At 73.2% G+C, this 20,382-nt stretch carries 13 protein-coding genes and 1 pseudogene; 6 read left to right on the top strand and 8 right to left on the bottom strand.

Annotated features, from left to right (window positions below; all coding sequences use genetic code 11):
* Positions 1–75: 75 nt before the first annotated feature.
* Complete coding sequence (locus tag PSQ21_RS26045) at positions 76–1,311, bottom strand: L,D-transpeptidase (RefSeq protein WP_274033467.1); 1,236 nt, start codon at positions 1,309–1,311, stop codon at positions 76–78.
* 152 nt (positions 1,312–1,463) lie between these two features.
* Here PSQ21_RS26045 and glgX point away from each other — a divergent pair, with 152 nt between their 5' ends.
* Positions 1,464–3,761: a glycogen debranching protein GlgX gene (glgX, locus tag PSQ21_RS26040; RefSeq protein ID WP_274033466.1), complete on the top strand. Its 2,298-nt coding sequence runs from the start codon at positions 1,464–1,466 to the stop codon at positions 3,759–3,761.
* 17 nt (positions 3,762–3,778) lie between these two features.
* Here glgX and PSQ21_RS26035 read toward each other — a convergent pair whose 3' ends face one another.
* Genes PSQ21_RS26035 through PSQ21_RS26020 form a run of 4 tightly spaced genes read right to left on the bottom strand, consistent with a single transcriptional unit; the run spans position 3,779 to position 7,514 of the window.
* Positions 3,779–4,432, bottom strand: a complete 654-nt coding sequence (locus PSQ21_RS26035; RefSeq protein WP_274033464.1) for a response regulator — start codon at positions 4,430–4,432, stop codon at positions 3,779–3,781.
* Positions 4,433–4,487: 55 nt separating this feature from the next.
* Positions 4,488–5,777, bottom strand: a complete 1,290-nt coding sequence (locus PSQ21_RS26030) for a sensor histidine kinase (protein WP_274033463.1) — start codon at positions 5,775–5,777, stop codon at positions 4,488–4,490.
* Between the two features lie 14 nt (positions 5,778–5,791).
* On the bottom strand, positions 5,792–6,595 hold the full coding sequence (locus tag PSQ21_RS26025; RefSeq protein WP_274033462.1) for an ABC transporter permease: 804 nt from the start codon (positions 6,593–6,595) through the stop codon (positions 5,792–5,794).
* 1 nt (position 6,596) lies between these two features.
* Positions 6,597–7,514 carry an ABC transporter ATP-binding protein gene (locus PSQ21_RS26020; protein ID WP_274033461.1) on the bottom strand — a complete coding sequence of 306 codons (918 nt, stop codon included), beginning with the start codon at positions 7,512–7,514 and terminating at the stop codon, positions 6,597–6,599.
* A gap of 189 nt (positions 7,515–7,703) precedes the next feature.
* Here PSQ21_RS26020 and PSQ21_RS26015 point away from each other — a divergent pair, with 189 nt between their 5' ends.
* Positions 7,704–9,710 carry an ABC transporter transmembrane domain-containing protein gene (locus tag PSQ21_RS26015; RefSeq protein WP_274033460.1) on the top strand — a complete coding sequence of 669 codons (2,007 nt, stop codon included), beginning with the start codon at positions 7,704–7,706 and terminating at the stop codon, positions 9,708–9,710.
* Positions 9,707–11,590 (top strand): ABC transporter ATP-binding protein, encoded by a 1,884-nt coding sequence (locus PSQ21_RS26010; RefSeq protein ID WP_274033459.1) that lies wholly within the window; start codon positions 9,707–9,709, stop codon positions 11,588–11,590. Before PSQ21_RS26015 ends, PSQ21_RS26010 begins: the two co-directional genes overlap by 4 nt.
* Positions 11,591–11,750: 160 nt before the next feature.
* Here PSQ21_RS26010 and PSQ21_RS26005 read toward each other — a convergent pair.
* Positions 11,751–11,846, bottom strand: a pseudogene (locus PSQ21_RS26005) (cysteine hydrolase); the annotation flags it as partial.
* A gap of 585 nt (positions 11,847–12,431) precedes the next feature.
* Between PSQ21_RS26005 and PSQ21_RS26000 the strand changes: the two are divergent.
* Positions 12,432–12,971 carry an ATP nucleotide 3'-pyrophosphokinase gene (locus PSQ21_RS26000; RefSeq protein WP_274033457.1) on the top strand — a complete coding sequence of 180 codons (540 nt, stop codon included), beginning with the start codon at positions 12,432–12,434 and terminating at the stop codon, positions 12,969–12,971.
* Between the two features lie 240 nt (positions 12,972–13,211).
* Here the strand turns inward: PSQ21_RS26000 and PSQ21_RS25995 are convergent, their stop codons facing one another.
* The gene (locus PSQ21_RS25995; RefSeq protein ID WP_274033455.1) at positions 13,212–14,303 is read right to left on the bottom strand and encodes an FAD-dependent oxidoreductase; all 1,092 of its coding nucleotides are present in this window, start codon (positions 14,301–14,303) and stop codon (positions 13,212–13,214) included.
* 138 nt (positions 14,304–14,441) lie between these two features.
* On the opposite strand from PSQ21_RS25995, the gene PSQ21_RS25990 reads away from it, so the two are divergent.
* Positions 14,442–15,032 (top strand): TetR/AcrR family transcriptional regulator, encoded by a 591-nt coding sequence (locus tag PSQ21_RS25990; RefSeq protein ID WP_274033453.1) that lies wholly within the window; start codon positions 14,442–14,444, stop codon positions 15,030–15,032.
* 454 nt (positions 15,033–15,486) lie between these two features.
* Positions 15,487–17,532, top strand: a complete 2,046-nt coding sequence (locus PSQ21_RS25985; RefSeq protein WP_274033451.1) for a M4 family metallopeptidase — start codon at positions 15,487–15,489, stop codon at positions 17,530–17,532.
* A gap of 92 nt (positions 17,533–17,624) precedes the next feature.
* Here PSQ21_RS25985 and glgP read toward each other — a convergent pair whose 3' ends face one another.
* Entirely contained in the window at positions 17,625–20,297 is a 2,673-nt protein-coding gene (glgP, locus tag PSQ21_RS25980; RefSeq protein ID WP_274033449.1) for an alpha-glucan family phosphorylase, read from the bottom strand.
* Positions 20,298–20,382 lie beyond the last annotated feature (85 nt).

Genomic DNA, 20,382 nt, shown 5'->3' with positions numbered 1-20,382 from the left:
CGGGAGGAGGGGCGGGGCCCGGGGGAAGGAGGGGCGGGGACACGGGCCCGGGGTCCGCGGTCCGGGCCCGGGGCCTCACCGCAGGGCGGACCCGGCCTTCCACTTCTTCCAGCCGAGGTTCCAGCCGCTGAGTCCGTTGTCCGGCGCGACCTTCTTGTCCCGGGAGTTGACCACCTCGACCACGTCGCCGATCAGGGTCCGGTCGAAGAACCAGCCGCCGGGCGTGGAGCCGCTGCCGCCCTTGGCGTCGCGCAGTCCGACGCAGCCGTGGCTGACGTTCTCCTCGCCGAAGACGGACTCGTCGGCCCAGTAGTTGCCGTGCAGGAAGGTGCCGGACTCGGTGAGCCGGATCGCGTGCGGCACATCCTTGATGTCGTACTCGCCCTTGCCCTTCTTGTCCGTGAAGCCGACCGTGGCGCCGTTCATCCGGGTCACCTCGTGCATCTCGGAGACCACCATCTTCCCGTTGTACGTGGTCGTCTTCGGGGCCCCCGCGGTGATCGGGATCGTGTCCACGAGCTCTCCGTCCCGGCGCACCTCCATGGTCTTGTCCTCGGCGTCGACCCGGGAGACCTGGGAGCGGCCGACCGTGAAGACGACGGTCTTGTCCTGGCCGCCGTAGACCCCCGGGGCGCCCTCGACGTCGCGCAGCCCGATGTCGACGGTGACCTCCGTACCGGGCTTCCAGTACGCCTTCGGGCGGAAGTCGAGCCGGTCCTTGCCGAACCAGTGGCCGGACACCTCCACCACCGGATCGGACGTCACCCGGATGGCCTTCTCCACCGCGGCCCGGTCGGCGATCGGGCGGTTGAAGGAGAAGGAGACGATCATGCCGGTGCCCACCGTGGACCGGTTCTCCGGTTTGAAGTACCCGATGAAGCGGTGCTCGGGGACGAGTGTGGTGAACGTGGTGTGCCGGGCGGAGCGGCGTCCGGCCCCGTCCACGGCCACCGCGTCGATGCTGTACTTCGCGGCGAGGGCGAGCCGCCCCGCGGCGGGCTTCCAGGACCTCCCGTCGTCGGAGAGGCGCCCGGCCACCGTCTGCTGCCGCGCGTCCTCGATCCGCCTGACCTTCACGCTCTCCAGCCGCCCGTCGGGGACCTTCACCGCGACGCGGGTCTTCTCGTCGACGTCCTTCGCGCCGTCCTCGGGGAAGACGCTGATCGTGTCGCCGGAGGATCGCCCCTTCCCGTTGAACACGGCCTCCCGGGCGTCGGTGCAGCCGGTCAGAAGGGCCAGCACGGTCAGCAGTCCTGCCCATGTCAGCACGGCGGCCGAGCCGGCCCGTGCGCTCTTCGCTGTCTGGTTCACGCTCCCCCAACGACCAGGGCCGGTCGGGGGAAACGTGAATGCGGGCCGTCCGGTGGGCAGAACAGAGGGGAGGACTACCTGAACAGGGCCGCGGCCGGGACGCCGCGCGCCGCTCGTAGGTGCCCGTCCCACGAGCCGCGGGAGGCGACACGGTGTCCAGCGCAGCCGAGCAGGAGGCAGTACAGGATCCCGACGCGGTGGCCGGCGCCGGGACGGAGACCGCGGAACCCGACCGCGCCGCGAGCGCCCGGACGGAGGCCGTGGAATCCCACCGCGCCGGGGGCGCGCGGGCGCGGGCGGCGGCCCCCGCCGTCTGGCCCGGGGCCCCGATGCCGCTGGGGGCCCGCTTCCGGGTCGGCCCGGACGGGGTGGCGGGGACCAATTTCGCGCTGTGGGCGGGCGGGGCCGAGGCGGTCGAGCTGTGTCTGTTCGACGAGCGGGGCACGGAGACCCGCTGTCCGCTGACCGAGCTGACCCATGAGATCTGGCACGGCTTCGTCCCCGGGGTGCGCCCCGGTCAGCGTTACGGCTACCGCGTGCACGGCCGCTGGGACCCGTGGACGGGGGCCCGCTGGAACGCGGCGAAGCTGCTGCTGGACCCGTACGCCCGTGCGGTCGACGGGACCTTCACCCTGCCGCCCGAGGTCTACGGGCACGTACGGGACTGGCCGGACCAGCAGGTGGCCGACACCGTGCGGGACGACAGGGACTCGGCGCCCTCCGTGCCCAAGGGCGTGGTCGTGCGCGACGACGACGACTGGGTGGAGGACCGGCGCCCCAAGACCCCGTGGGCCGACTCCGTCATCTACGAACTGCATGTGCGGGGCTTCACCAAGCTGCACCCGGACATCCCGCCCGAGCTGCGCGGCACGTACGCGGGTCTCGCGCACCCGGCCGCGGTCGAGCACCTGACCCGGCTCGGGGTGAGCGCCGTCGAACTGCTCCCGGTGCACCAGTTCGCCCACGAGGACCACCTGCTGCGGCGGGGGCTGCGCAACCACTGGGGCTACAACTCCATCGGCTACTTCGCCCCGCACGCCGGTTACTCCGCCTCCGGGACGGCGGGCCAGCAGGTCGGCGAGTTCAAGCGCATGGTCCACGCGCTGCACGAGGCCGGGATCGAGGTGATCCTCGACGTCGTCTACAACCACACCGCGGAGGCGGGCGAACTGGGCCCCATGCTGTCGCTGCGCGGCATCGACAACCGGGGCTACTACCGGCTGAGGGACGACCCGCGCCGCTACGCCGACTACACCGGCTGCGGCAACACCCTGCACGTGGTGCAGCCCCAGGTGCTGCGGCTCATCACCGACTCGCTGCGCTACTGGGTCACCGAGATGGGCGTCGACGGCTTCCGCTTCGACCTGGCGGCGGCACTGGCCCGCTCGATGCACGACGTCGACATGCTCTCCCCGTTCCTCGCGGTGATCGCCCAGGACCCGGTGCTGCGCCGGGTCAAGCTCATCGCCGAGCCGTGGGACGTCGGCAACGGCGGCTACCAGGTCGGGGCGTTCCCTCCCCTGTGGACCGAGTGGAACGACCGCTACCGCGACGCGGTGCGCGACTTCTGGCGCGGCGCGCTCCCCGACGTACGGGATCTCGGCTACCGGCTGACCGGCTCCAGCGACCTGTACGCCTGGGGCGGCCGCCGCCCCTACGCCTCGGTCAACTTCGTCACCGCGCACGACGGCTTCACCCTGCGCGACCTGGTGAGCTACGAGCAGAAGCACAACGAGGCCAACGGGGAGGGCAACCGGGACGGGACGAGCGACAACCGGGCGTGGAACTGCGGGGCGGAGGGCGAGAGCGACGACCCGGAGATCAACGCGCTGCGCCGCCGTCAGCTCCGTAACCTGCTGACCACCCTGCTGCTGTCCACCGGGGTGCCGATGCTGGTGGCGGGTGACGAGATGGGCCGGACGCAGGGCGGCAACAACAACGCCTACTGCCAGGACAACGAGACCGGCTGGGTGGATTGGTCGCTGCTGGAGCAGCCGGAGTGGCGGGAGCTGACCGAGCTGACGGCCCGGTTGCTGACGCTGCGCCGCACCCATCCGGTGCTGCGGCGGCGCGCGTTCTTCTCCGGCCGGGCGCAGGCCCCGGACGGACTGCGGGACCTGGCCTGGTTCGCCCGGGACGGCCGGGAGATGACGGAGGGCGACTGGTACGCACCCGCCGCCACGCTCGGCCTCTACCTCTCGGGCCGGGACATCCCCGGGCGGGACGCGCGGGGCGAGCCGGTCACCGACGACAGCTTCCTGACGGTCCTGCACGCGGGCGCGGAGCCGACGTCCTTCGCCCTGCCGGGAGCGCCGTGGGCGACCCGCTACGCACTGGTCCTGGACACCTCGCGGGAGGAGCAGGCCGAGGCTCCCGGCACGGTCCTGCACGGCGGTACGGAGATGACGGTGCCGGCCCGCTCGGTGCTACTGCTGCGGGTGACGGCCTGACCGGGCGGGGCGCGGCTTCAGCCGAGGATGCCCCGGTCGTAGCCCACGGCGACGGCCGCGGCCCGGTCCTTGGCGCCCAGCTTGGCGAAGACATGGGTGAGGTGGGTCTTCACGGTCGCCTCGCTGATGAACAGCTCGGCGGCGATCTCCCGGTTGGTGGTGCCCCGCGCCACCAGGACGAGCACCTCGCGCTCGCGCGCCGACAGGGCGGCCCCGGCGGGGTCGGCGGCGGGGGTGCGGACCCGGGTCATCAGCCGGGAGGCGACGGCGGGCGACAGGACGCCGCGCCCGTCGGCGGCGGCCCGGACGGCCGCGAACAGTTCCTCGCGCGGGGCGTCCTTGAGGAGGTATCCGGTCGCGCCCGCCTCGATCGCGGGCAGGGTGTCGGAGTCGGTGTCGTACGTGGTCAGCACCAGGACCTTCGAGCGGGAACCGCGCCGGGTCAGCTCGGCGATGGCCGCCACTCCCCCGCCTCCGGGCATCCGCAGGTCCATCAGGACGACGTCCGGGTCGAGGTCCTCGACGACCGCAAGGGCGTCCCTGCCGTTCGCCGCCTCGCCGAGGACCTCGAATCCGGGGGCGGCGGCGAACATGCCCCGCAGCCCGTCCCGGACGACCGGGTGGTCGTCGACGACGACGAGACTGATGGCGCGGGCGGTGGTCTCGGTCATGACGGCACCGTACGGGGACTCGCGGGTACCTGACCAGGGGCGACCGCAGTGCTGCTCAGGGGTGCCTGACCAGGGGGACCCTGGCCGACACCGCCGTGCCGCCGCCCGGTTCCGACTCCACCTCGACCGCGCCCGCGATGCGCTCCGCGCGGGCCCGCATCCCGCCGAGGCCGAAGCCGCCGGTGCGGCCGGCCGGGGCGGCGGCCGCGGGGTCGAAGCCGCGCCCGTCGTCCCGTACGTCCAGGGTCAGTTCGTCGTCCATGAACGACAGCGTCACCCCGACCCGGGAGGCCCCGGAGTGCCGCCCGGCGTTGGCGAGGGCCTCGCCCGCGATGCGCAGCAGGGTGGCGGCGATCTCGTCGTGGACCGGTTCGACGGTGCCGGTGACGGTGAAGTCGGCCCGGACGCGGTGCTGTTCGGCCCAGTCGGCGACGGTCTTCTTCAGCGCTCCGGCCAGCTCGTCGTGCTCCAGGGCGGCGGGGGCGAGGTTGTGCACGGAGCGGCGGGCCTCGCCGAGGCTGTGGCGGGCGAGCGCGGCGGCCCGCTCCAGGTGGACGCGGGCGGTCTCCGGATCGCGGTCCGTCAGGGAGGTGACGACCTGGAGCTGGGCGATGATCCCGGTGAGCCCCTGGGCGAGGGTGTCGTGGATCTCGGCGGCGAGCCGGCGCCGCTCGTCGTCGACCCCCGCCTCCCGCGCCTGTACGAGGAGTTGGGCGTGCAGGGCCGCGTTCTCCGCCATGGCCTCCTCCAGCCGGAGGTTGGTGCGCTCCAGCTCGGCGATGGTCTCGACCTGGACGCGGGCCTTCTCCTCCTCCCGCATCCCGACGTACCAGAAGAAGAGGGCGAGGGCGGAGTTGATGAGGTACAGCGCGCCGAAGGCGACCCAGTTCATCAGCGAGGCGGGCGGCAGTCCCCCGCTCTGCGAACCGGCCAGGGTGACGGCGGTGCAGAGCAGCCCGATCCGCACGGCCCGCTTGGGCAGCAGCGGTTCGACGTCGAAGTAGCCGAGGGCCGCGTAGATCGAGAAGAACGGGTTGAGCCACGACAGGGCGAAGGCGAGGACGGTCCGGGCGGCGTAGTAGGCCACCCCGGCCGGGCCGCCCCGGGCGGTACGCGGGCGGGCCCGGCCCCACCAGAGCTGGAGCCCGTACGCCGCGACGGCCAGGGCCCCGGCCACGTACATCTCGGTACGGGTCATGATCAGGTCGGCGGCGACGCCCCCGACGAGGACGGAGAGGGTGAGGACGGCGTAGGGCCCGTACCGGTAGAACTGCTCCCAGCGCTGTTCGATCGTGCGCGGACCCGCCGCACCGGACAGGCCCGGGGGGCGGAGCGGCTGCGTCATACGGGCAGTCTCCGTCACTGCCAGCGGAAGAGTCGAGCGGCGGCGAGGCCGAGCAGCGCGGTCCACAGTGTGACGACCCCGAGGTACGCCCAGCTCGGCCAGTGGCCGGAGGCGGCCTGGTCCAGGGCCTGGGACACGGCGCCGAACGGGGTGACCTGCACGATGCGGCGCAGGGTGTCGGGCATCGCCTGGACGGGTACCCAGACGCCGGCGGTGAACATCATCGTGAGGTAGGCGACGGAGCCGACCGCGGTGGCCGCCTTCGTCGTACGGGACAGGGCGCAGATCGTCGCGCCCAGGGCGAGCACGGCGCCGACCGCGAGCAGCAACGCCAGGGCGTAGCCGAGCAGGTGACCGGGCAGCGCGACCGCGTAGACGACGCGTCCGACGGTGACGACCAGGAGCGCCGAGCCGAGGGCGGCGGCGCCGTGCAGGGTGATCTGGGCGGTGAGGAGGGCCGAGGGACGCACCGGGGTGGTGGACATGCGGCGCAGGATGCCGCGTTCCCGGTAGGCGGTGAGGACCGGCGGCATCGCCTGGAGCCCGGCCATGATCATGGCGAGCAGGACCGAGACGGGGACGTACAGGTCGATGACCCGGCGTCCGCCGAAGGTGTCGTCGGGCTCCTTGAACGCCGGGACGAAGCCGAGGATCACCAGGAGGACGGTCGGGAAGACGAGGATCCAGAAGAGGCTGCCGGGTTCGCGGAGGAAGAGCCGGGTCTCGGTGAGCAGCACGGCCCCCATGGGGCCCCGCCGGCGGGCGGGCGCCGAGGTGGCGGGGGCGGCGGCCTGGGGGGCGGCGGTGTCGGGGGTCATGTCAGACGTCCTGTCCGGTGAGGTCGAGGAAGGCTTCGTCGAGGCTGGTCTCGGTGATCCGCAGCCGCTGGGCGGTGACGCCGAGTTCGGCGAGCAGGGAGATGAGCGGGGTGATGGTGTCGTCGGTGGCGGCCAGGACGAGGACGCCGGTGGCGTCGGGCGGGGTCACCGAGGCGACCCCCGGAAGCGCGGCGAGCCGGTCGAGTTCGGGTCCGGTCGGGGTGCGGGAGGGGACGAAGGAGACCACGGTGGAGCCGGTGGTCCGCCGGATCAGCCCGGCCGGGGTGTCCAGGGCGACGACCCTGCCCCGGTCGATGACGGCGATCCGGTCGCAGAGGCGCTGGGCCTCCTCCATGAAGTGGGTGACGAGCAGGACGGTCACCCCGCCGTCGCGGATCTCCTCGATGAGCTTCCAGGTGTCGCGGCGGGCTCGCGGGTCGAGGCCGGTGGTCAGCTCGTCGAGCACGACGACCTTCGGGTTGCCGATCAGGGCGAGGGCGATGAACAGGCGCTGCTTCTGGCCTCCGGAGAGCTTGGCGAAGCGGGTGGTGAGCCGGTCAGCCAGACCGAGCCGGTCGGCGAGCGGCCGCCAGTCGGCGGGGGCCGGGTAGAAGGCGGTGTACAGCTCCAGCGCCTCCCGTACGGTCAGCTTGGCCTGGAGCTCGCTCTCCTGGAGCTGGGCGCCGAGCAGCCGCGTCACCCGGTCGTGGTCGGCGACGGGGTCGAGCCCGGCGACCCTGATGGTGCCCGCGTCGGGGACGCGCAGGCCCTCCACGCATTCGACGGTGGTGGTCTTGCCCGCCCCGTTGGGGCCGAGGATGCCGAAGATCTCCCCCTCGTCGACGGAGAAGGAGACGCCGTCGACCACGGCCCGGCCGGCGTAGCTCTTGCGCACCCCGTTGACTTCGATGATTGCCATGCCCCCAGGGTTCCGGCGGGCGGGCCCGGGCGGTATCCGCCGTCCCGCTCGACGGCGCATCAGCCGATCGGTTGACCCGGGGTACGACTGTCGCTGCCGGCCGGCCCGGCAGGGCAAGGCAGGGCAGGGCAGGGCAGGGCAGGAAATTGGCAGGACCGATGTCAGTGGTGAAACGTAAGGTCGCCCCTGATGCCCAAAAAGCCTGCAGAGCACACGGACCGGTCCGCCGTGCGCTCCCTCCTGCGCCTGTGGCCCTATGTCCGACCCGTGCGGGTGCGCCTGTTCACGGCCGCCTTCGTGGCGATCCTGGCGTCCTGTCTGGGCCTGGTGATCCCGCTGGTCCTGAAGTGGATGGTGGACGGTCCGGTCGCCGACCGTGATCCGGGCGGGGTGTGGCTGGGGGCGCTGTATCTGCTGCTGCTCGGTATCGCGGAGGCGCTGCTGTTCGGGTTCCGGCGGTGGCTGGTGGCGCGTCCGCTGGCCGGGGTCGAGGCGGCGATGCGGGCGGATCTCTACCGCCATCTGCAGCGGCTGCCGGTCGCGTTCCACGACCGCTGGGCCTCGGGTCAGCTGCTGTCGCGCGGGACGACGGATCTGATGCTCCTGCGGATGTTCCTGGCGTTCCCGCTGACCTTCCTGGTCGTCAACGCGACCACGATCCTGGTCGGGTTCGTCCTCCTGTTCGCCCAGGACTGGACGCTGGGACTGGTGCTGCTGGCGCCCGCGGTGCCGCTGATGGTCCTGTGCTCGCTGTTCGAGACGAAGTATTCGGTGGTCACGCGCCGGGCCCAGGACCAGGTCGGCGACCTCACCACGGTCGTCGAGGAGAGTGTGCTGGGCATCCGCGTCGTCAAGGGCTTCGGCCGGCACCGCAGCCAGGCGCGGGCGTTCCGGACGCTGTCGCACCGGCTGCGCACCACGGAGCTGGGCAAGGCCCGGCTGCTCGCCGGGATCTGGGGGCTGATCACCGCCCTCCCGGAGCTGGCGATCGGCGCGGCGCTGGTGCTCGGCACGATCCAGGTGGCGGACGGGACGCTGTCCGCGGGCACGCTGGTGGCGTTCCTGTCCACGGCGCTCGCCCTGCGCTGGCCGGTGGAGTCGATCGGCTTCCTGCTGGCGATGAGCCAGGAGTCGGCGACCGCGACCGACCGGTACTTCGAGGTGATGGACGCGGCGGAGGAGCCCGGGGCCGCGCCGGTCCGCGAGGGCGCGCCGGACACCGCCCCGGGGATGGTGTTCGAGGGCGTCGAGTTCCGCTACCCGGACGCGGATCCGGGATCGCCGCCGGTCCTCGCCGGGATCGATCTGCACATCCGGCCCGGTGAGACGCTGGCCCTCGTCGGGGGGACGGGGTCGGGCAAGACGACGCTCACCGCTCTGGTGCCCCGGCTGCACGAGGTGACCGGCGGCCGGATCACGCTGGACGGCGAGGACATCGCCACGATGGAGCGTTCGCGGCTGCGGGAGCTGGTCTCGGTGGCGTTCGAGGAGCCGACGCTGTTCTCCGCGACGGTCGGCGAGAACGTGACGATGGGCGCGGCGGACGCCGACGAGAAGCAGGTGCGCCGGGCGCTGTCGGTCGCCCAGGCCGATTTCGTGCACGAGCTGCCGCAGGGGCTGGACACCGAGGTCGGCGAGCAGGGCCTGAGCCTGTCCGGCGGCCAGCGCCAGCGCCTCGCGCTGGCCCGGGCCGTGGTCGGGGAGCCGCGCTTCCTGGTGCTGGACGACCCGCTCTCAGCGCTGGACGTGCACACGGAGGCGCTGGTGGAGGCCGCGCTGCGGCGGGTCCTGGAGCGGACGACCGCGGTGGTGGTGGCGCACCGCCCCTCCACCGTGATGCTGGCCGACCGGGTGGCGCTGCTGTCCGGGGGGCGGATCGCCGCGGTCGGCACCCATCAGGAGCTGCTGCGCGACAACGCGGAGTACGCCTGGCTGATGTCGGGCGCCGGGAACGAGCCCGCCGCACGGCCTCCCGCCGGCCCGGTGGACAGCCCCGGCGGCCCGGTGGACAAGCCCAGCGGCCCGGTGGACAAGCCCAGCGGCGCGGTGGACGCGCCCGCCGGCCTGGTGGAAAAGCCCGCCGCACCGGTGGACAAGCCCAGCGGCCCGGTGGACGCGCCCGCCGCACAGCTCTCCGCGACTTCGGTGAGCGCCCCCGCCCAGCAGGTCCCCGCCGAGGAGGGCAGTGCCCGATGACCACGACCACCGACGACGCGTCGCTCCCGGCCGCCGACGACGACGACAGCACGCCGAGGAACCGGGTCGCGCCCGCGCGCGGGCCCGCCGACGACCCGTTCGACCGGGACGACCTGCCCGCGCCGCCCGGGGCGACCAAGGCGCTGCTGTTCTCGCTGCTGGCACCGATGCGCGGCCGGGTCGCGGTGTCGGCCCTGCTCCTGCTGGTCCAGCAGGTCGCGATGCAGGCGGGCCCGCTGCTCGTGGCGTACGCGATCGACAGCGGGGTTCCGGCGTTCCGCGAGCACGACTACGGGCCGCTGGTCGCGGTCGCGATCGCCTACGCGCTCTGTTCCGTCGGCGCGGGTGTCCTCCAGTACGGCTTCGTCCGGGCCGCCGCGCGGATCAACCAGGACGTGCTGCTCGATCTGCGCGGCCGGATCTTCCGCCACGCGCAGGCCCTCAGCGTCGACTTCCACGAGCGCTACACCTCGGGCCGGCTCATCTCGCGCTCCACGACGGATGTGGAATCGCTGCGGGAACTGCTGAGCGAGGGGCTCCAGGAACTGATCGGCGTGGTCCTGTCGTTCGTGTCGATCGCGTTGGTGCTGCTCTGGCTGGACCTGGGGATCGGCTCGATCGCCACGCTCTCCTTCGTACCGCTGTACCTGCTGGTCCGCGTGTACCGGCGGCGGGCGTCCGTCGCGTTCACGGCGCGGTCGACGGCGATCGCGGCGGTGATCGTGAAGTTCGCGGAGACGATGAACGGCATCCGTCCGGTCCAGGCGTTCCGCCGCGAGCGGAGCAACGACACGGTCTTCACCGCGCTGAACACCCGCCACGAGCGGGCGAACGGCGACGCGATACTGGAAATGGCCCGCTATGTCATCGGTTCGCGGCTGATCGCGAACACGGCGGTGGCCGGAATGGTGCTGTGGGGCGCCTACCGGGTGGCGGACGGCACGCTGGCACTCGGCGTGCTGGCGGCGGCGGTGCTGTACATACGGCGGCTGTACGACCCGATCGACCGGCTGGGGATGTTCCTCAACTCCTACGAGTCGGCGGCGGCCTCGCTGACGAAGATCGCCGGGCTGCTGGCCCAGACCCCGAGCGTCCCGGAGACCGACCGGCCGAAGGAACTGCCACCGCGCTCGGGCGGGCTCCCGGGCCGGGAGGTCACGTTCGACGGTGTGCGGTTCGCCTACCGTACGGGCGGCGAGGTGCTGCCCACCTTCGACCTGCACATCCCGGCCGGCCTGACGGTGGCGGTCGTCGGGTCGACGGGCGCGGGCAAGTCGACGCTGGCCAGGCTGCTGGCCCGCTTCTACGACCCGACCGGGGGCCGGGTCCTGCTGGACGGCACCGACCTGCGCGACCTGGACACCGCCGAGCTGCGACGGGGCGTGGTGATGGTGACGCAGGAGGCGTTCCTGTTCTCCGGGACGGTCGCGGAGAACATCGCGATCGGCCGCCCGGACGCCACCCGCGAGGAGATCGAGCAGGCCGCGAAGGCGATCGGCGCGCACGACTTCATCGCCGCCCTCCCGGACGGCTACGACACGGACGTACGCAAGCGGGGCGGGCGTATCTCGGCGGGCCAGCGGCAGTTGGTGGCGTTCGCCCGGGCCCTGCTGGCGAACCCGGCGGTGCTGATCCTGGACGAGGCGACCAGTTCCCTGGACGTCCCCGGCGAGCGGGCGGTGCAGCGGGCCATGGACACGGTGCTGCACGGCCGCACGGCGGTGGTGATCGCCCACCGGCTCTCCACGGTGGAGATCGCTGACCGGGTGCTGGTGATGGAGCACGGCCGCATCGTGGAGGACGGCGCACCCGCCGAACTGATCGGCGGTACGGGCCGGTTCGCGGGGCTGCACCGGACGTGGAAGGACAGTCTGGCCTGAGCCGGGGATGCTGCTCGGGCCGGCGGCGGCTACCGCCGGGGGCGCTGTGACATGCTGACGAAGATGCGCGCGGCGAGCACCGCGCGATCGTCGGCCCGTCGGCGTCCTCCGCCCCGAGGTCTCGTGGGGATCCGCGGCCTCACAGCCCGGATGGAACCCCGCCGGCAGCCCTGGCGCCGTCGATCGCCCCGCGCAGGCGCGGCAGATATCCGGAACCGTCGTCGGCGATGGCCACGACGTCCCGTTGGACGTCCATCACCAGAAGTGCGCTGTTCACCGTGCTCGCCACCCCTTCCGCGTCGGGAAACACGCGCACGTCTGATGGATCGACCGAGCCGGAAGCGAACGCGTATCTTCCGACGGCCGGCATGCCGGAACGGGGAACCCGACGGCCGACATGCCGAAACAGGGGAACCCGACGCCCCGCCGTGACCACCTGCCCGTCACCCGGCGTCGCACCGGCCGGACACCTGCCGTGAGCCGATCCGGCCGAAGATCACCTCGTTGGCCCTCCGGACGACACCTCCGTCCCGGTGTGCCAGTTGTGCCGCGCGTAACGCCCCCTACGCGAAGGCAGGAATCACTCGGATGACCACCACCCGTACCGTCACCCGGGGCGCGATCACGGCCGCACTGGCCACCGCGCTCTCCCTCGGCATCACCTCCACCGCCGTGGCCGTCCCCGCCGGACCGGACAGGGCCGGCGGGGACGGCTGTCGCCCAGCAGCCGGGGGACGGGTGGACCGGGGAGGGCGGGCTCTCCCTCGGCCCGGCCGACAACCAGCGGGTCGACGACTACATCGAGGCGGCCCGGCGCGCCGAGCGGGACATCAGCCCCCAGGTGCGGGCCGCGGCCTGGATCGCCGGCGCCGAGGTGATCGGCTTCGAGAACCGGCTGAAGTCCCCGGACTCCCTCAAGCGGAAGGTCGCCACCTCGCTGAAGGAGCACCCCGGACAGAGCGCCGAGGACGCGCTCGCCACGCTCAGCGACGCGGTCCGCTACACCCTCCAGTTGCGCGACGACCAGTACACGGACGGCGTCACGACCGCCGCGCGGACGCTCTCCGCATGGGGCAACGACAGCACCAAGTGGTCCAACACATGGGGCCGCTCCCAGGGGCACAAGGGGCTCAACACCGTCTGGCGCGCCCCCCGTTCGGCGCAGCTCTTCGAGGTCCAGTTCCACACCCCCGCCAGCAAGCAGGCCCAGGAAGCCACCCACAAGCTGTACGAGGAACAGCGCCTCCCCGGCACCGGCCCGGAGCGGAAGAAGCAGCTCCAGGAACAGCAGAACGCTCTCTTCGCCGCCGTTCCCGTCCCGGCGGGCGCGGACCGGCTGACCGCGCCTCTCCCGGCCCGGGTCCCCGTACCGCTGGGGTAGCGGACCACAGCGGCAGCACGGCGGCACCATCGGCACGGCCCGGGGTCAGCCCCGGCACGGCCCGGCGGCCGGCCCCGGCACGCGCCCGGGGTCGGCCCCGGCACGGCCTGGCGGTCGGCCCCCGCGCGGCAGCCTCTCCGGGCACGTGTCGAGGCCGGCCCCGGGCGTCCGCGCCACGACCGCCCCTGCCGACGGGCGCGAACCCGCGGACGGGGCAGGCGCGGGCCAGGCCCGTGAAGCTCACCCGGGCAGCAGGCGCACCGCCGCGTCCCGCAGCCGGGTGCGCTCCGTGCTCATGAAGCGGTGCAGGGTCCGGGAGGCGAGGGCGGTCCGCTGGGCGCTGCGGCGGCGTTCGGCGTCGTAGGCGCGCAGGGCCCCGGCGACGCCCGCGGGGCCGGGGGGCGCCGCGGCGAGCGCGCGGGTCAGGGCGTCCGCGTCCAGGATCGCGGTGCAGGCACCCTGGCCGAGGTTGGGCGTCATGGCGTGGGCCGCGTCGCCGACCAGGGCGACGGGTGCGGGCCGGACGACGGCGGCGGCACGGGAGGCGGGCCGGCCGCCGGTGGAGACGAAGGCGGGCAGCGCCGGGTACAGGTGGAGCATGTCGTAGCGGATCCAGGTGGCCGGGTCGGTGGTGTCCAGGATGCGCGGGACCGGGTCGTGCCAGCCGGCGAAGGCGGCGCGCAGCTCCTCGGCGGTGGTGGCCTCGGGCACGGTGGCGTACCAGTTGGTGCGGCCCGGTTCGACCGGGGTCATCCCGAAGAACCGGCCGCTGCCCCAGGTCTCGCCGTACACCGGGCTCTCGAGGCCGGCGGTGCCGATCCACGCGACGGTGCCGATGCCGCGCGGGCCGCTGCGGTCGCCGAAGCGGGCGGTGCGCACGGCGCTGCGGATGCCGTCGGCGCCGACCACCAGGTCCTGTCCGGCGGCGACGGCGTCCACGTCGGTGACCCTCTCACCCAGGTTGAGCGGGACGTCGCCGAAGGTGTCGAGGGCGGCGACCAGGGCGTCGAGCAGGCGGAAGCGGGGGATGAGGAGTTCGGGGCGGCCCGCCTTGCGCTCGATGCGCTCCAGCGGGAGGCGGGCGATCGACGTCCCGTCCGGGGTGCGGATGTGCGCGTCGCGGTAGGGCACGGCGTGGTCGCGCAGCACGTCGCCCACGCCGAGCCGGTCGAGCGCGGACTGTGCGGTGGGGTGGATGCCGAAGGCCCCGCCGTGCCGCTCCAGTTCGGCGCGCCGCTCCAGCACCGTGACCGTCCAGCCCGCGCGGCGGAGTCCGATCGCGGTCGCCAGACCGCCGATGCCCGCGCCCACCACGGTCGCCGTTCCTGTCATGTCGCACTCCCGAGCTCGTTCGGACCGTACGGAGGAGCACCGTACAGGCAACCACCACATCTGTGGTACCACGGCTGGGGTAGCATCGACAAGGACAGGCCGAGGGGGCGGCAGCCGTACGGGAGCGAGGGAGCGCGCGTGAATCCGGACCGGCGGGACCGACTGCGGGACGCGGCCGTCGAGGTGCTGGCCGGGGAAGGCGGGCGCGGGCTGACCCACCGGGCCGTGGACCGGGCGGCCGAGGTGCCTCCGGGCACCACCAAGAACTACTTCCCGACCCGGGACGCGGTGCTCCGCGCGGCGGCGGAACGATGCCTGGAGCAGTACCTCGCGCTCACCGGGCAGCTGGCGGCCGGCCCCGGCCCGGCGGACCGCGAGGGCCTGGTGATCCTCTTCCGCTCCCTCCTGGAGAACGTCGCGGGGCCCGGCCGCTCCCGGCTGCTGGCGGTGCTGGAGCTGCAGGCCGAGGCGACCCGGCGCCCCTGGCTGTCCGGCATCCTCGACCCGATGGCGAGCGGCGATTTCCTGGGCATGGAGCTGGCCCAGCGCTCCGCCGGACTGCCCGTCACCCCGGAGCGCGCCGCCGTCGTCACCCTCGCGCTGCACGCGGCGATCCCGCATCTGCTGACGAACGGCCCGGCCACGCTCGCGGCGGCGGGGCTGGACGACGTGGACCGCTTCGTGCGCGACCTCCTGGACGCGGTGTATCCGACGGACGCGAGCGGCTGAGCACCACGACTGCCCCCGCCGCCCCCGCCGCCCCGGCCGCCCCGGCCGCCCGAGCGCCACAACCGCACGACCGTCCGTCCGCCCCCGCACCGCCTCCTGGCGGACCGGCGCATTCCAGTGCGCGAATCTGGCCAGAACCCGACGCTGTCTCATCAGGCGGTCATCGCGGCCCTTCCCGCCCGCGAGACCACGGTGCGCGTCGCGCGCGAAACCTGTGGCCACCCTGTGAATACCGGGCTCCGCAACGCCCGGTAACACCGTGGCAATGATCGGTGAAACGTCCGCTTAACGAACATGACCTTTCCGGCAACGAACGAAAACCGGCCAACTTGTTGACGCGGTCCTGACAGGTGCGGTCATCTGCTGACACTCTTCACCCCGTTCCGCGCACCGCCTGCACCGTCCGGACGGCCCGTCCAGCGCCGCCGGTACCCCCCTCGCAGAAGGAGTCCGCGTGAGATCCACGCCCAACCGCCGCGCCACCGCGACCGGCGCTCTGATAGCCGCAGCGGCCCTCATCGCCGTCGCCGTCCCGTCCGGCGCCGCGACCGCCACCCCCGCTCCCGCCTCGGCCCCGCTCGGCGGCATCACCGTCGGCACGAAGGCCGACCCGGGCGCCCTGCCCGCCAAGCTCTCCCCCGCCCAGCGCGCCGAGCTGCTCAGCGAGGCGAACGCCACCAGGGCGGCCACCGCCAAGGAGCTCGGCCTCGGGTCCACGGAGAAGCTCGTGGTCCGCGATGTCGTCCAGGACCGCGACGGCACGACGCACACCCGCTACGAGCGCACCCTGAACGGGCTTCCCGTCCTCGGCGGCGACCTCGTGGTCAAGGAGTCCGCGGCCGGGACGACCGAGGGCGTCAGCAAGGCGTCGAAGGCGACCAGCGCGCAGCTGAAGGCCGTCGGCCTCACCGCCGACGTGGCCCCGGCAGCGGCCGAGCAGCAGGCGCTCGCCGCGGCGAAGGCCGAGGGCTCGAAGGCGAAGAAGGCCAGCGAGGCCCCGCGCAAGGTGGTGTGGCTGGGCAGCGGATCCCCGCAGCTCGCGTACGAGACCGTCGTTGGCGGACTCCAGCACGACGGCACCCCGAACGAGCTGCACGTCCTCACGGACGCCGCCTCCGGCGAGAAGCTCTACGAGTGGCAGGCCGTCCACAACGGCACGGGCAACACGCAGTACAACGGCCAGGTCACCCTGGGCACCGCGCCCTCGTACACCCTGACCGACACGACGCGCGGCAACCACAAGACGTACAACCTGAACCGGGGCAGCTCCGGCACCGGCACGCTGTTCTCCGGCCCGGACGACATCTGGGGCGACGGCACGCCGCAGAACGCCGAGACGGCCGGCGCGGACGCCCACTACGGCGCGGCCGAGACGTGGGACTACTACAAGAACGTGCACGGCCGTTCCGGCATCCGCGGTGACGGCGTCGGCGCGTACTCCCGCGTCCACTACGGCAACAACTACGTCAACGCGTTCTGGCAGGACAGCTGCTTCTGCATGACGTACGGCGACGGCGACGGCAACGTCAAGCCGCTGACCTCCCTGGACGTGGCCGCCCACGAGATGACGCACGGTCTGACCTCGGTCACGGCCAGGCTGGTCTACAGCGGCGAGTCCGGCGGCCTGAACGAGGCCACCTCCGACATCTTCGCCGCGGGCGTGGAGTTCTACTCCAACACCAGCGCGGACCCGGGTGACTACCTGGTCGGCGAGAAGATCGACATCCGCGGCAACGGCACCCCGCTGCGCTACATGGACAAGCCCTCCAAGGACGGCTCGTCCAAGGACTACTGGTACTCGGGCATCGGCAACGTCGACGTCCACTACTCCTCGGGCCCGGCGAACCACTGGTTCTACCTGCTCTCCGAGGGCAGCGGCGCCAAGACCGTCAACGGCGTCAACTACGACTCGCCGACCTCCGACGGCCTCCCGGTGACCGGCATCGGCCGGGACAAGGCGCTGCAGATCTGGTTCAAGGCGCTGACCACGAAGTTCACCTCGACGACCAACTACGCGGCTGCCCGCACCGGCACGCTCGCGGTCGCCAGTGAGCTGTACGGGGCCACCAGCCCCGAGTACGCGGCCGTGGCCCACGCCTGGGCCGGTATCAACGTGGGCGCCCGCCCCGGCGGCGGCGACCCCGACCCGGGCGGCAAGGTGTTCGAGAACACCACCCCGGTGAACATCCCGGACGCCGGTGCGGCCGTCACCAGCTCGGTCACCGTCTCCGGTGTGGCCGGCAACGCGCCGAGCACCCTCAAGGCGGACGTGAACATCACGCACACCTGGCGTGGTGACCTGGTCATCGACCTGGTGGCCCCGGACGGCACCGCCTACCGGCTGAAGAACTCCTCCTCCGGCGACTCCGCGGACAACGTGGTGGCGACCTACACGGTCAACGCCTCGTCCGAGGTGGCCAACGGGGTCTGGAAGCTGAAGGTCCAGGATGTCGCACGCCAGGACACCGGGCGGATCAACAGCTTCAAGCTCACCTTCTGATCCCACCGGGCCCACCGGGCCCGACGCCCCCGGGAAGCACAGGGACCCGGCACCGCACCGGTGCCGGGTCCCTCCCTTCCGCCGGGGCGCGCTCAGCGCAGCAGCACGCCCGCGCCCTCCCCCGCCGCCGCCTCGGCCGGCAGCGCGACCAGGCCCAGTTCGGCGCCGCCGGCCAGCAACGGGTGGGCGGGCAAAACGCGCACGGTGTATCCGTACGGTCCCGTCCGGTCCAGCGCGAGCGGCCCCTCGTACAGCCAGCGGTCCTCCATGTCCTGGCCGCCCGCCGGCTTCAGCGGGAAGACCTGGGCGTCCGCGATGGCGTCGCCCGAATCGACCCGGCCCGCGACGACCTGGACCTCCACGTCGTCCGGGTCCAGGCCGCCGAGCGCGACCCGCACCCGCAGCGCCAGGGTGGCGCCGAGCTCCGCCGAGCCGCCCGCCGCGGTGCCGGTCACCGACTCCACATGGTCGACGGAGACCCCGCGCCAGGCCTCCCGGACCCTGGCCTTCCACCGGGCGAGATCCCGCGCGGCCGCCGGGTCCAGGGCCCGCCGGGACTGCGCGGCGGGGGTGTACAGGCGCTCCACGTACTCGCGCACCATCCGGCCCGCGAGCACCCGCGGTCCCAGGTTGACCAGGGTGGAGCGGACCATCTCGATCCAGCGGTCGGGCAGACCGCCGGTCCCCCGGTCGTAGAAGAGCGGGGCGACCCGGTCCTCGATCAGGGCGTACAGGGCGTTCGCCTCCAGCTCGTCGCGGCGGTCCTCGTCGGTCGCCGAGCCGTCGGCGGTGGGGATCTCCCAGCCGAAGTCCGGGTCGAACCACTCGTCCCACCAGCCGTCGCGCACGGACAGGTTGAGGCAGCCGTTCAGCGCCGCCTTCATCCCGCTGGTGCCGCACGCCTCCAGCGGGCGCAGCGGGTTGTTGAGCCAGACGTCACAGCCCGGGTAGAGCTTCTGGGCCATGCCCATCCCGTAGTCCGGGAGGAAGACGATGCGGTGGCGGACCCCCGCGTCGTCCGCGAACCGCACCAGTTCCTGCACCAGCCGCTTGCCGCCGTCGTCGGCGGGATGGGCCTTGCCCGCGACGACGATCTGGATCGGGCGGGTCGGGTGCAGCAGCAGCGCCCGCAGCCGGTCGCGGTCGCGGAGCATCAGCGTGAGCCGCTTGTACGAGGGGACGCGCCGGGCGAAGCCGATCGTCAGGACGTCCGGGTCGAGGACGCCGTCGATCCAGCCCAGCTCGGCGGTGCCCGCGCCGCGCCGGCGCCACGAGGCGTAGAGCCTGCGACGGACCTCGGTGACCAGCTGGCCGCGCAGGTCCCGGCGCAGGTCCCAGATCTCCTGGTCGCCGATGCCGGTCACCGCGTCCCAGCGGCGTGGGGTGCCACTCCGCGAGGCGGCCTCGTCGTCCACCGCGCCGCCCGCCAGCACCTGGTGGGCGCGGCCCTCGCCGACCTGGCTCGCGCCGAGCCGGAACACCTCGGGGGCGACCCAGGTCGGTGCGTGGACCCCGTTGGTGACGGAGGTGATCGGCACCTCGGCCGGGTCGAAGCCCGGCCAGAGCCCGGAGAACATCTCCCGGCTGACGGCACCGTGCAGGGTGGAGACGCCGTTGGCGCGCTGGGCGAGCCTCAGACCCATCACCGCCATGTTGAACAGCTCCGGCTCACCGCCGGGGTAGGTCTCGGTGCCGAGCCTAAGGATCTTCTCGACGCCCACGCCGGGCAGCTCGCCGTCCTCACCGAAGTGGCGGGCGACGAGCCCCCGGTCGAAACGGTCCATCCCGGCGGGCACCGGGGTGTGGGTGGTGAAGACGGTCCCGGCCCGGACCACTTCGAGGGCGGCGTCGAAGTCGAGCCCGGTGGGGATCAGTTCACGGATGCGCTCCAGGCCGAGGAAGCCGGCGTGGCCCTCGTTGGTGTGGAACACCTCCGGCTCCGGCGTGCCGGTCAGCCGGCACCAGGTGCGCACCGCGCGCACCCCGCCGATGCCGAGCAGCATCTCCTGGAGCAGCCGGTGGTCGCTGCCGCCGCCGTACAGCCGGTCGGTGACGTCCCGTTCGCCCGGGGCGTTCTCCTCGACGTCGGAGTCGAGCAGGAGCAGCGGCACCCGGCCGACCCGGGCCAGCCAGACGCAGGCGTGCAGCGAGCGTCCGCCGGGCAGGGCGAGTACCACCCGGGCGGGGGTGCCGTCGGCCTCGCGGACCAGGTCGAGCGGGAGTTCGTTGGGGTCGAGGACGGGATAGTGCTCCTGCTGCCAGCCCTCGCGCGAGAGGGTCTGGCGGAAGTAGCCGTGCCGGTAGAGCAGGCCGACGCCGATGAGCGGGACGCCGAGGTCGCTGGCCGCCTTGAGGTGGTCGCCGGCCAGGATGCCCAGGCCGCCGCTGTACTGGGGCAGCGCCGCGGTGACGCCGAATTCGGGTGAGAAGTACGCGACGGCGGAAGGGAGTTCGGCTCCGGCGGCCCGCTGTTGCTGGTACCAGCGGGGACCGTCGAGGTACTCGGCCAGGTCGGCGGAGACCGCGGCGAGGCGGGCGAGGTATTCCTCGTCCCCGGCCAGTTCGGCCAGCCGCCCGGCGGACAGCGAGCCGAGCAGGCGTACGGGGTCGGCGTCCGCGGGACGCCAGCCCTCGGGGTCGGCGGACCGGAAGAGCTCGCGGGTCTCGGTGTGCCACGACCAGCGCAGGTTGTGCGCGAGGTGGTGGAGGGGTCGGAGGGGTTCGGGGAGGACAGGGCGCACGGTGAATCGACGGATGGCCTTCACGTGCTCCACCTTTACAGGGGACGTGCGCATCCGGGCGGACGCACCACGGTGTGCGTCCCTTCCGTCACCCCTGGAGGCAGCGGCC

The organism is Streptomyces sp. MMBL 11-1 (assembly GCF_028622875.1).
Classification (GTDB): domain Bacteria; phylum Actinomycetota; class Actinomycetes; order Streptomycetales; family Streptomycetaceae; genus Streptomyces.
The sequence above is the reverse complement of the archived record's forward strand: the minus strand, read 5'-3'. Positions and strand labels throughout refer to the sequence as shown.

What these genes read in the sequence shown, in the direction of transcription:
- PSQ21_RS26015 (WP_274033460.1), top strand. Translation starts at nt 7,704, where the DNA reads ATGCCCAAAAAGCCTGCAGAGCACACGGACCGGTCCGCCGTGCGCTCC.
- PSQ21_RS26010 (WP_274033459.1), top strand. Translation starts at nt 9,707, where the DNA reads ATGACCACGACCACCGACGACGCGTCGCTCCCGGCCGCCGACGACGAC.
- PSQ21_RS26030 (WP_274033463.1), bottom strand. Translation starts at nt 5,777, where the DNA reads ATGACGCAGCCGCTCCGCCCCCCGGGCCTGTCCGGTGCGGCGGGTCCG.
- PSQ21_RS26025 (WP_274033462.1), bottom strand. Translation starts at nt 6,595, where the DNA reads ATGACCCCCGACACCGCCGCCCCCCAGGCCGCCGCCCCCGCCACCTCG.
- PSQ21_RS25995 (WP_274033455.1), bottom strand. Translation starts at nt 14,303, where the DNA reads ATGACAGGAACGGCGACCGTGGTGGGCGCGGGCATCGGCGGTCTGGCG.
- PSQ21_RS26020 (WP_274033461.1), bottom strand. Translation starts at nt 7,514, where the DNA reads ATGGCAATCATCGAAGTCAACGGGGTGCGCAAGAGCTACGCCGGCCGG.
- PSQ21_RS26035 (WP_274033464.1), bottom strand. Translation starts at nt 4,432, where the DNA reads ATGACCGAGACCACCGCCCGCGCCATCAGTCTCGTCGTCGTCGACGAC.